Annotated in this window: 9 protein-coding genes, 2 pseudogenes and 1 riboswitch; all 11 genes and pseudogenes read left to right on the forward strand. The window is 38.4% G+C overall.

From position 1 onward, the window contains the following. Positions 1–162: 162 nt before the first annotated feature. Complete coding sequence (locus Q0594_RS04025) at positions 163–2,532, forward strand: phosphoketolase (RefSeq protein WP_298729824.1); 2,370 nt, start codon at positions 163–165, stop codon at positions 2,530–2,532. A gap of 519 nt (positions 2,533–3,051) precedes the next feature. Next, positions 3,052–3,195: riboswitch (Lysine riboswitch) on the forward strand. A gap of 116 nt (positions 3,196–3,311) precedes the next feature. Further along, positions 3,312–4,130: pseudogene (locus Q0594_RS04030) on the forward strand (transporter substrate-binding domain-containing protein); the annotation flags it as partial. Positions 4,131–4,368: 238 nt separating this feature from the next. Next, a pseudogene (locus Q0594_RS04035) lies at positions 4,369–5,133 on the forward strand (amino acid ABC transporter permease); the annotation flags it as partial. Continuing rightward, positions 5,133–5,870: an amino acid ABC transporter ATP-binding protein gene (locus tag Q0594_RS04040; RefSeq protein ID WP_298729826.1), complete on the forward strand. Its 738-nt coding sequence runs from the start codon at positions 5,133–5,135 to the stop codon at positions 5,868–5,870. The pseudogene Q0594_RS04035 and the gene Q0594_RS04040, both read left to right, overlap by 1 nt. 87 nt (positions 5,871–5,957) lie before the next feature. Then, the gene (tsaE, locus tag Q0594_RS04045; RefSeq protein ID WP_298729828.1) at positions 5,958–6,431 is read left to right on the forward strand and encodes a tRNA (adenosine(37)-N6)-threonylcarbamoyltransferase complex ATPase subunit type 1 TsaE; all 474 of its coding nucleotides are present in this window, start codon (positions 5,958–5,960) and stop codon (positions 6,429–6,431) included. Further along, positions 6,424–6,948 (forward strand): GNAT family protein, encoded by a 525-nt coding sequence (locus Q0594_RS04050; protein WP_298729856.1) that lies wholly within the window; start codon positions 6,424–6,426, stop codon positions 6,946–6,948. Before tsaE ends, Q0594_RS04050 begins: the two co-directional genes overlap by 8 nt. A 15-nt stretch (positions 6,949–6,963) precedes the next feature. Further along, positions 6,964–7,662: a 5'-methylthioadenosine/adenosylhomocysteine nucleosidase gene (locus Q0594_RS04055; RefSeq protein WP_298729857.1), complete on the forward strand. Its 699-nt coding sequence runs from the start codon at positions 6,964–6,966 to the stop codon at positions 7,660–7,662. Positions 7,663–7,665: 3 nt separating this feature from the next. Beyond that, entirely contained in the window at positions 7,666–8,607 is a 942-nt protein-coding gene (locus tag Q0594_RS04060; RefSeq protein WP_298729858.1) for a Gfo/Idh/MocA family oxidoreductase, read from the forward strand. Between the two features lie 34 nt (positions 8,608–8,641). Next, entirely contained in the window at positions 8,642–9,553 is a 912-nt protein-coding gene (murB, locus tag Q0594_RS04065; RefSeq protein WP_298729859.1) for a UDP-N-acetylmuramate dehydrogenase, read from the forward strand. 16 nt (positions 9,554–9,569) lie between these two features. Beyond that, positions 9,570–10,109: an ECF-type riboflavin transporter substrate-binding protein gene (locus Q0594_RS04070; RefSeq protein ID WP_298729861.1), complete on the forward strand. Its 540-nt coding sequence runs from the start codon at positions 9,570–9,572 to the stop codon at positions 10,107–10,109. Between the two features lie 277 nt (positions 10,110–10,386). After that, the coding region (locus Q0594_RS08475) for a PrpR N-terminal domain-containing protein (protein WP_366518786.1) at positions 10,387–10,619 on the forward strand (233 nt) is incomplete at its 3' end.

Consider the following 10,619-nt stretch of genomic DNA (forward strand, 5'->3'; position numbering starts at 1 on the left):
CTAAAAAGTAAAGATAAATAACGTAATTACTATAAGATATCATGCTTCTTCTTGACAGAGGCTACAGGCTATGGTAAATACTTGTCGATTAAAAAATGATAATTTTTTGAATCGGCTTTTCTGATTTTTTAGGAAACCAAAAACAAGAAGGGAAGAAAATACATGACACAATTTGATACACCAGAATACTTAGCAAAGGTGGATGCTTGGTGGCGTGCAGCGAACTACATTTCAGTAGCTCAAATGTACTTAAAAGATAACCCACTTTTACGTCGTCCAATCCAAAAAGAAGACGTTAAACTTCATCCAATCGGACACTGGGGAACAATCGCAGGACAAAACTTTATTTATGCGCACTTAAACCGTGCTATTAATAAATATGACTTAGATATGTTCTACATTGAAGGACCAGGTCATGGTGGACAAGTAATGGTTTCTAACTCTTACTTAGATGGATCTTACACAGAGTTATACCCACAAATCACTCAAGATGAAGCAGGGTTCAAACAATTATGTAAAATCTTCTCATTCCCTGGAGGAATTGCGTCTCACGCGGCTCCAGAAACTCCTGGTTCAATTCACGAAGGTGGAGAATTAGGTTACTCATTATCACATGCTACAGGTGCAATCCTAGATAATCCAAACGTAATTGCAGCGGCAGTTATCGGTGACGGAGAAGCAGAAACTGGTCCTTTAGCAGCAGGTTGGTTCTCTAACACATTCATCAACCCAGTAAACGATGGTGCCGTTTTACCAATCCTTTACTTAAACGGTGGAAAAATCCACAACCCAACTATTTTAGCTCGTCGTACGGATGAAGAGTTAACACAATTCTTCAATGGTTTAGGATGGGATCCAATCTTCGTAGAAGGAACAGATCCTGAAAAAGTTCACCCATTAATGGCTGCTAAATTAGATGAAGCAATTGAAAAAATTCAAGCAATTCAAAAAGAAGCTCGTGCTAAGAGCGCTGAAGAAGCTACAATGCCACATTGGCCAGTATTAGTAGTACGCACTCCTAAAGGTTGGACAGGTCCAAAAGAATGGAACCATGAACCAATCGAAGGAGGATTCCGTGCTCACCAAGTTCCAATTCCAGTATCTGGAGAAACTATGGAACACATCGATAGTTTATTAGACTGGTTGAAATCATACCGTCCAGAAGAATTATTCGATGAAAATGGTAAATTAGTAGAAGAAATTGCTGCAATTTCTCCAAAAGGCCCACGTCGTATGAGCATGAACCCAATCACTAACGCAGGGGTTGTAAAACCAATGGAAATTACTGATTGGACTAAACATGCAATTGATACTTCTAAACCAGGTGCTATCCAAAAACAAGATATGATTGAATTTGGTAAATTTGCTGCTGACTTAGTAAAAGCAAACCCAGATAACTTCCGTATCTTCGGACCAGACGAAACTAAATCTAACCGTCTAAATGAAGTCTTCAAAGCAACGAACCGTCAATGGGTTGGTCGTCGTGACGAAAGCTATGATGAATGGATTTCACCAGTTGGTCGTGTTATCGACTCACAATTATCAGAACACCAAGCTGAAGGATTCTTAGAAGGTTATGTATTAACAGGTCGTCACGGATTCTTCGCATCTTACGAATCATTCTTACGTGTAGTGGACTCAATGATTACTCAACACTTCAAATGGTTACGTAAAGCTAAAACTCACGCTCCATGGCGTAAAAACTATCCATCATTAAACTTGATTGCAACATCAACAGTGTTCCAACAAGACCACAATGGATATACTCACCAAGATCCAGGTTTATTAACACACTTAGCTGAGAAAAAACCTGAATTCGTACGTGAATACTTACCAGCGGATACAAACAGTTTAATGGCTGTTATGGCTGAAGCTTTAAGTTCAGAAGATAAAATTAACTTAATCGTTTCTTCAAAACACCCACGTCCACAATTCTATTCTGTAGAAGAAGCTAAAGAGTTGGTACGTGAAGGTTACAAAGTAATTGATTGGGCTTCAACGGTGAAAGAAGGAGAAGAACCAGACGTAGTGATCGCTGCTGCAGGTACTGAACCAAACTTAGAAGCATTAGCAGGTATCTCAATCTTGCACAAACAATTCCCAGAATTGAAGATTCGCTTCATCAACGTAGTAGATATCTTGAAATTACGTTCTCCAAAAGTGGACCCACGTGGTTTATCTGACGAAGAATTTGATAAATTATTTACTGCTGACAAACCAGTTGTATTCTGCTTCCACGGTTATGAAGGTATGATTCGTGACTTATTCTTTGATCGCAACAACCATAACGTTCATATCCACGGATACCGTGAAAACGGAGATATCACAACTCCATTCGATATGCGTGTATTATCTGAAATGGACCGATTCCACGTTGCTAAAGACGCTGCTGTTGCTGTTTACGGTGACAAAGCTAGCGAATTTGCTGCGAAAATGGACGAGACTGTGGAATTCCACCACAGCTACATCCGTGAACACGGGGAAGATATTCCTGAAGTTGTGAGCTGGCAATGGGAAAATGTGAATAAATAATTCATCTAACAGGGTGCCTCAGAAATGAGGCACTCCTTTTGTGCTGAGAAGAATATAAAATATAATAAATAATTACTCCGGAACCTTCGGTTTCTGTAATAATCGCTGTAGTGGGGTACTGGTTCGAGCCTAAGGTCTCTCACCTTTAAAGCCTCAAAGTAGGAGTAAGGAATAAATTCCTAACTCCTACTAATTCGCATTTAATACGATTCCCACCACTGCGATTATAGAAACTCGAAGTTCCTTCGTAATCATTTATTTTATAGTGCAAAAAATAATCATTTCTAAGGTAGCCTGTCAGTGGAGGAGGAAAAGGGGAAATAATTACTCTAAATCTTTGCGGATTTAATATATCTGTTGCTTCATCGACTAATATATAATGCTTTTCTGAGGCATAATGTTAGAGAAGGTGGAGGAGATAAAAAGGAGTTTTGATAGATATTTTCAAAAAAATGAAAATATATGGTTGACTTTCAAAAAAATATGTGTTAATTTATGTTCAACAATTAAATCAAATGGTTATTGAACTGAGGTGCGGATGACAAGAGTACAGGAAACTGGAAAGGGGATTTCGCCGAAACGTGAAAACGTTGGGGGCTGGTCATAATAGGTCAGTCACTGTCATGATATCTGCCCAGATACTCATGAAGTGCAATCAATTACCGGGCAAAAGAATGACTACTTATGACTTTTTTATGGGGAATCACGGCTTTTGTTCGTGGTTCCTTTTTTTGTGTGATGAGTGAACCAGTTTGATAATCGAGAAGGAGAGAAAGAAAATGAAAAAAATTTTAGGCGCAATTGCAGCTTTGGCAATGACAGTAGGATTAGCAGCGTGTGGAACACCTGTTAGTCAAGGGACAGCAAATCAAAACCAATTAGTGGTTGGGATGGAAGCTGGTTACCCACCATTCAACTGGACTCAAAACGACGATTCAAACGGTGCGGTAAAAATTCAAGGGACAGACCAATACGCTGGTGGTTATGACGTTGAAATCGCAAAACGTGTAGCTAAACAATTAGGAAAAGAATTAGTTATTGTTAAAACTGAGTGGGATGGCTTAACACCAGCTCTTGTTTCAAGTAAAATAGATGCAATCATTGCTGGTATGAGTCCTACTGAAGAACGTAAAGCGACAATCGACTTCACAGATTCTTACTATGATTCACAATTAGTATTAGTCGTTAAAAAAGGTTCTAAATATGCAAATGCTACTTCGTTAGCAGATTTCTCTGGTGCTAAAGTAACGGCTCAATTAAATACTTTCCATTACTCAGTAATTGACCAAATTCCTGGTGTCGACAAACAAACTGCGATGGATAACTTCCCAGCAATGCGTGTAGCTTTACAATCTGGAACAATTGACGCTTACGTTTCTGAATTACCAGAAGCAATTTCTGCTCAAGCAGCAAACAGCGACTTCGTAATGGTTAAATTATCAGATGGATTCAAAACATCACCAGAAGACACACAAACAGCTGTTGGTGTGAGAAAAGATAGCTCACTAACAAAAGAAATTAACGAAGCATTAAAAACAATTTCTAGTGAAGAACGTCAACAAATCATGCAAGAAGCAATTAAGAATCAACCTGCTGCTGAGTAGGATGTGAGACATCGCGCTCAGAAATGGAACGTTGGACCGGAACGCCGGAAGGAACGTGAAACGTTCTTCGGACGTTTCGGGAAACGCACGCCATTTCTGCGATGGCGAGCTCAACTACAAAACTGCGCCAAGGAAATCGCAGAATACAGAAAACAAACATAACACACCGCCACCTCGTGTGGCGTATACATACAATTTATAGAAAGTAGGAAAATAAATGAGTATTGATTGGATTGTAAAAATCATTCAACAGAACTGGCAAATGTTTTTAACAGGTGCTTGGATTACACTATATATTTCAATTATTGGTACAATTATTGGGACATTAATCGGGATGTTTATCGGATTTGTTAAAACAATTCCACTTCCAGAAAAAGGATCTAAACGCATCCTTTTAAAAATTGCAGTTATCATTTTAAACTGTTATACAGAATTCTTCCGTGGAACACCGATGATCGTACAAGCGATGGTAATTTATTATGGAACAGCTTTAATGTTTGGAATCAACTTAGATGTCACATTCGCTGCGATTTTCATCGTATCGATTAACACAGGGGCTTATATGTCAGAAATCGTTCGCGGTGGGATTATTTCTATCGATCAAGGACAATTTGAAGCCAGCCAAGCTATCGGGATGACACACTGGCAAACAATGCGCTATGTTGTTTTCCCACAAGTACTTCGTAACATCCTTCCTGCAGTAGGGAACGAGTTCGTTATCAACATCAAAGATACTTCTGTATTGAACGTAATTTCAGTTTCAGAATTGTACTTTGCGACAAAAACAGTTGCGGGTCAAAACTTCCGTTACTTCGATACATTCTTTGTCACACTAATTTTATACTTCATCATGACATTCACGGTGACTCGTATTTTACGTTACTTCGAGCGTAAATTAGACGGTCCAGATAACTATGAAGTGATTTATTCAGATCCATTGAACTCAAATTCAATGTCAGCAGTCGAAGAAAAAACTAGACAGAAAGGAAATGTATAATGAGCGAAGCAGTAATTTCCATTCAAAACTTAAGTAAAACTTTTGGTACTAATGAAGTTCTTAAAGATATTTCTTTTGAAGTAAAACAAGGCGAAGTAGTAACGATTATCGGATCAAGTGGTTCTGGTAAATCAACCCTCTTGCGTTGTGTCAACTTACTCGAAAAACCAACTTCAGGAAAAATTTCCTACAATGGCAAAAATATTCTTGAACATGACAAGAGCATTTACGAATACCGTACACACGTAGGAATGGTATTCCAACAATTTAACTTATTTAACAACTTAAACGTGTTAGAAAACTGTATCGTTGGACCTATGAAAGTGTTGAAAAAATCAGAAGAGGAAGCAGAAAAAATCGCAAAAGAATTCCTTGAAAAAGTAGGAATGTCTGCGTACATTAATGCAAAACCTCGTCAATTATCAGGTGGTCAAAAACAACGTGTGGCTATCGCGCGTGCATTATCGATGCAACCAGATGTATTGCTTTTCGACGAACCAACTTCAGCACTTGACCCAGAAATGGTTAACGAAGTATTAGAAACAATGAAAAGCTTAGCGCACACAGGGCTAACGATGATCGTTGTAACACACGAAATGGGATTTGCCAAAGAAGTGAGTGATCGTGTTGTCTTCATGGATAAAGGAGTTATCGCAGAAGAAGGAACGCCAGAACAAATCTTTGAAAATCCTCAAGTAGACCGTACAAAAGAATTTTTAGGACGCGTTCTAAAATAAGCGAAATATGCTATAATGAGCTAAGACAGTTTGTCTTGGCTCTTTTTTTATGCATGACAAACGAATCAAGTTTGAAGGAGTATCATCATGTTTGAAATACATACAACATCACAAGAGGAGACAATGGAACTAGGCAAGCGTCTAGGAGAACTGTTATTTGAAAATAGCTGCGTCATTCTAGAAGGAGATTTAGGAGCTGGAAAGACGACTCTTACAAAAGGAATTGCCCTTGGGTTAGGCATCGACCGTGTCATTAAGAGCCCAACCTATACATTGATTCGCGAATACCGTAAAGGGCGACTTCCGCTATTTCATATGGATATGTATCGTATTGAAGAAAGTGGCGGTGCCAGTGAAGTAGGCCTCGAAGAGTACTTCTATGCGGGCGGTGTGTGTGTCGTTGAATGGGCGCAGTATATCGAAGATGAACTTCCTTCGACATTCTTAAAGGTTCAAATCGACCGTGTAGAAGACGACGAGTCCAAACGTGTGATTCGCTTAGTCCCACATGGAAAAGAGTACGAGGAATTTATTCAAACATTGGAGGCCAGTAATGAGTAAAGAACGAGAAATTACATTTGCGCTTCCGGTTAAAGACGATGCTAAAGCGCTACTAGATTATAGTAAAAAAGTAGGGAGTGAAACAGATTTTCTTTCCTTTGGGCCAGAGGGATTGAAGTATTCTGTCGCTCAAGAAGAACTATTTATCGAATCGCTCTATGAGAACGAAAACCAATATATGTTACTGGCAAAAGATGGAGAAGCCATTATCGCTGTCGGTTCCATTGCGGGTAGCTTACATCCTAAATTCTCACACCGGGGAGAGTTAGGAATCAGTGTACTGAAATCATACTGGGGCCAAGGAATTGCGACCGTCATGATGGAAGAAATGCTTGATTGGGTGAGGGATTATTCAACTCTTTCTCGTGTTGAACTTGAGGTCGTAGCTATCAATAAAAAGGCCCGTCGCCTCTATGAGAAGTGTGGATTTGAAGAAGAAGGGCAACTTAAGAACGGTGTAAAAATCGGTGACGGATATGAAGATATTATCTTGATGGCGAAGATGATTGAACGATAATGATGAGGTGAAAGAATGAAATTTGGAATTATTGCGGCAATGGAAGAAGAAAAACGTCTGCTCGAAGAAGAGATGACCATTGAGAAGAAAACAACCGTTGCCAATTGGGAGTTTATTGAAGGGACACTTGTTGGAAAGTCAATCGTACTTGTCCAATCTGGAATTGGAAAAGTGATGTCAGCTCTTGCTGCAGGAATCTTAATTGACCGTTTCGGAGTTGACTTGGTGATGAATACGGGTTCTGCCGGTGGGTTTGGATCTTCTCTTGAAATCGGAGATATCGTCATTGGAACGGAACTGGCATACTGCGATGCTGACGTAACAGCCTTTAATTACGTTTACGGGCAAATGCCGGGCATGCCAGCGCGTTTTGCCATGAACCAGGACTTCTTACCGTCCATTGAACAAGCGATTGCTAAGGTGGATTTAAAGAGCCATACTGGCCTTATCGTTTCTTCTGACAGCTTTATCCATACTCGTGAGCAAAGAACACATATTTTAAAGCACTTCCCAGATGTGATGGCGTCTGAAATGGAAGGAGCCGCAATCGCACAAGCGTGTCACGCATTTGGAGTTCCATTTATTGTGATTCGTGCGATTTCAGATATTCCAGAGCGTGGGACCTCTGCTGTTGATTTTGATACATTTATCGTTCAAGCAGGGAAACGTTCTGCTCAAATGGTTCATCAATTACTACAAGAATGGGAAGGATAAAGAATGTTAAATATTGGGATTGTTGGTGTTGGAGCGATTAGTCAAAAAGCGTATTTACCTGTGATGCGTTCGATTGGGAATGTCAAATGGTATATGTGTACTCGAAATCAAGAAGTGTTGAATCGAGAATCTAAATTGTTAGGGAGATGTATTCCTTGCAATACGATTGAAGAATTATTGCAATTTCCTTTAGATGGAGTCTTTATTCATGTGTCTACGAAAGCTCATTTTGAGGTGGCAAAACAATTTTTAGAAAAAGGAATTCCTGTTTATATCGATAAACCAGTATCTCCTAGTTATGAAAAAACGATGGAATTATATCAACTAGCAAAAAAACACAATACCTTCATCATGGCTGGATTTAATAGACGTTTTGCTCCTAAAGTAGAAGTCTTAAAAAGTGTAGAAGACAAGAAGAGAATTATTGCAGAAAAGAACTGTACGGTTGCTTCTCAAGATACAAGAACTAGAGTCTTTGATGTTTTTATTCATCCTTTAGATACAGCACTATACTTAATGGATTCTCTTCCAACGAATGGTACTTATTTCTATAAGAAAAAAGACGGGGTATTAGAACAATGTACTGTCTACCTAGAAAATGAAAATGAAACAGCATTGGTTCAATTTAACGAAACTTCAGGAGCAAACTTAGAAAGAATTGAAGTGCAAAGTACTAGCGGAACCTATTCTCTCAGAAACTTAACTGATTTAGTAATTACGCAAGGTCAAGATGATGTTCTGGATGGATTTACGAGTTGGGATTCTACATTGTACAAACGTGGATTTGAGACGATTATTCATAGCTTTATCATTGCAGTTCAGACAAAATCAGAAAACCCAGTTTCGGCAAACAGTAGCTTGTTAAGCCACTTAATTTGCGAAAAAATCGTTACGGCAAAAGCTCCTCAAGGTTTCCTAACATTTGACGTAAACTCATTAGAATAGTAGTATTAAAAGGATTACGATTAAGGAGAATAGTATGGACTATACAATATTTTCAAAAGAGTTTCCGAATGTAAAAGTTTTTTACAACGAACCACTTAAAAATTATACATTTACAAAAACAGGTGGCCGTGCTGCCATTCTGATTTTTCCAAAAAATAAAAAAGAAGCAAGCGCAGTGATGCATTGGCTTCGCGAAAAAAATATTCCAACGACGATTCTAGGAAACGCATCGAACGTCATTATTAAAGATGGCGGTATTAGCGGTGCTGTGATTATGTTAAACGATATGTCTCATTTAACGGTATCGGGTACACAAATCGTCGCTGAAGGCGGAGTAGCCTTAATTGATGTGTCAAAAGAAGCGGCAAAAAATGGATTAACAGGCTTGGAATTTGCTTGTGGCATTCCAGGAAGTGTCGGTGGAGCGATTTTCATGAACGCTGGGGCATACGGCGGTGAAGTAAGTGAAGTCGTTGAGTACGTGGAAGTGATTACTCCGGATGGGGAATTCAAAACTTATACCAACGAAGACTTAGACTTCAGCTATCGTCATAGCCTTGTTCAAAAAACAGGCGATCTAGTGATTGAAGTAGGGTTCCGATTAACAGAGGGCGTTCAAGAAGAGATTGACCAAAAAGTAGCGGAATTAACGCATTTACGCCAGACTAAACAACCGCTTGAGTATCCTTCTTGCGGCAGCGTGTTTAAACGTCCCCAAGGGCATTTTACAGGAAAACTAATCCAAGACGCTGGACTTCAAGGCCATCAAATCGGTGGCGTGCAAGTCTCTAAAAAGCATGCTGGATTTATGGTGAATATTGATAACGGAACAGCAACGGACTATATGGATTTAATCCGTTATGTTCAAAAAGTGATTTTAGAAAAAGACGGTGTTGCTCTAGAGCCAGAAGTACGTATTATTGGAGAAGAGCCAACATCGAAATAGGCAAAGGAGGGTTATTGTGAAAGACGGACTGTTTAAAACGATTCTCTATACCATTCTTGGGATTGGAATTATGACAGCGTTAATGACATTAACATCGATTACAACACCAATTGAGGGAGTATATATACAATTGGCATATGGCTACCTTGCGCTCTTTGCAGGTGTTGCAGGCGCGATTCCAGCAGCCATTGTCGGTTTCACTGGGCATGTATTGTTTGATTTAATCTATACGGATCATTTATGGATTTCATGGGCTATAAGTTCAGCGGCGTTAGGTTTTATATTTGGTTTTGCGATTCGAAGAAGTAGCCTTCGACAAGGAGTGTTTTCAAAACACGATATGATTCGATTTAACGTGGTTCAAGCGGCAGTGAATATTGCAATCTTTGGGTTGATTGCCCCAACCTTAGATGTTTTATTCTATCAGTCTTCTACAACCATTGTATTTACTCAAGGCTGGATAGCAAGTATTCTAAATTTATTAACCGTCGCTATTTTTGGAACGATTTCTTTAAAAGCATATGCGACCTACAAATTAAAACAAAACAAGCAATAGAAAAGCAAAATCCCGAAATTCTCATCAGTGAATTTCGGGATTTTTGTATATAAGGAAGGAAAGTTTGAGTTTTCAAATTTTTAAGGGATTAAGTGATTGACGTTGCTTAATCCTTTTTTTATAGTGACAAGATTAAGTGGAGAATTATTTTCATGCAATCTAAATCATATATTTTAGAAAAACACACTATATGTGGAAATGTACTTGAAACTGAACGCAAAATAGATTCAAAAAAATTGAAAATAATATTTCTGACTATATAGAACTTTTAAAAGAAATTGATGTAAAAAATAATAAAGTTGCTTTTGTTGATTATATTGAAGCACCTGAAAGTTTAGTAAATCTTGCTAAAATAATCTCTAATGACATCGTTTTTAAAACTTTTACAAGTAAAGAAGAATGTGAGTCAATAGTAAAAGAATTAAAAAATAAATCTATTAAGGAAGTTGTTATATCTCTTGTAAAAGATAGATATAATAAGCATAAAAGAATTGTATTTAATGGCAATGG

The organism is uncultured Granulicatella sp. (genome assembly GCF_938030755.1).
In the GTDB taxonomy this organism is placed as follows: Bacteria; Bacillota; Bacilli; order Lactobacillales; family Aerococcaceae; genus Granulicatella.

Coding starts and splice junctions, on each gene's coding strand:
- murB (WP_298729859.1), top strand. CDS start 8,642: ATGGACTATACAATATTTTCAAAAGAGTTTCCGAATGTAAAAGTTTTT.
- Q0594_RS04060 (WP_298729858.1), top strand. CDS start 7,666: ATGTTAAATATTGGGATTGTTGGTGTTGGAGCGATTAGTCAAAAAGCG.
- Q0594_RS04040 (WP_298729826.1), top strand. CDS start 5,133: ATGAGCGAAGCAGTAATTTCCATTCAAAACTTAAGTAAAACTTTTGGT.
- Q0594_RS04050 (WP_298729856.1), top strand. CDS start 6,424: ATGAGTAAAGAACGAGAAATTACATTTGCGCTTCCGGTTAAAGACGAT.
- tsaE (WP_298729828.1), top strand. CDS start 5,958: ATGTTTGAAATACATACAACATCACAAGAGGAGACAATGGAACTAGGC.
- Q0594_RS04055 (WP_298729857.1), top strand. CDS start 6,964: ATGAAATTTGGAATTATTGCGGCAATGGAAGAAGAAAAACGTCTGCTC.
- Q0594_RS04025 (WP_298729824.1), top strand. CDS start 163: ATGACACAATTTGATACACCAGAATACTTAGCAAAGGTGGATGCTTGG.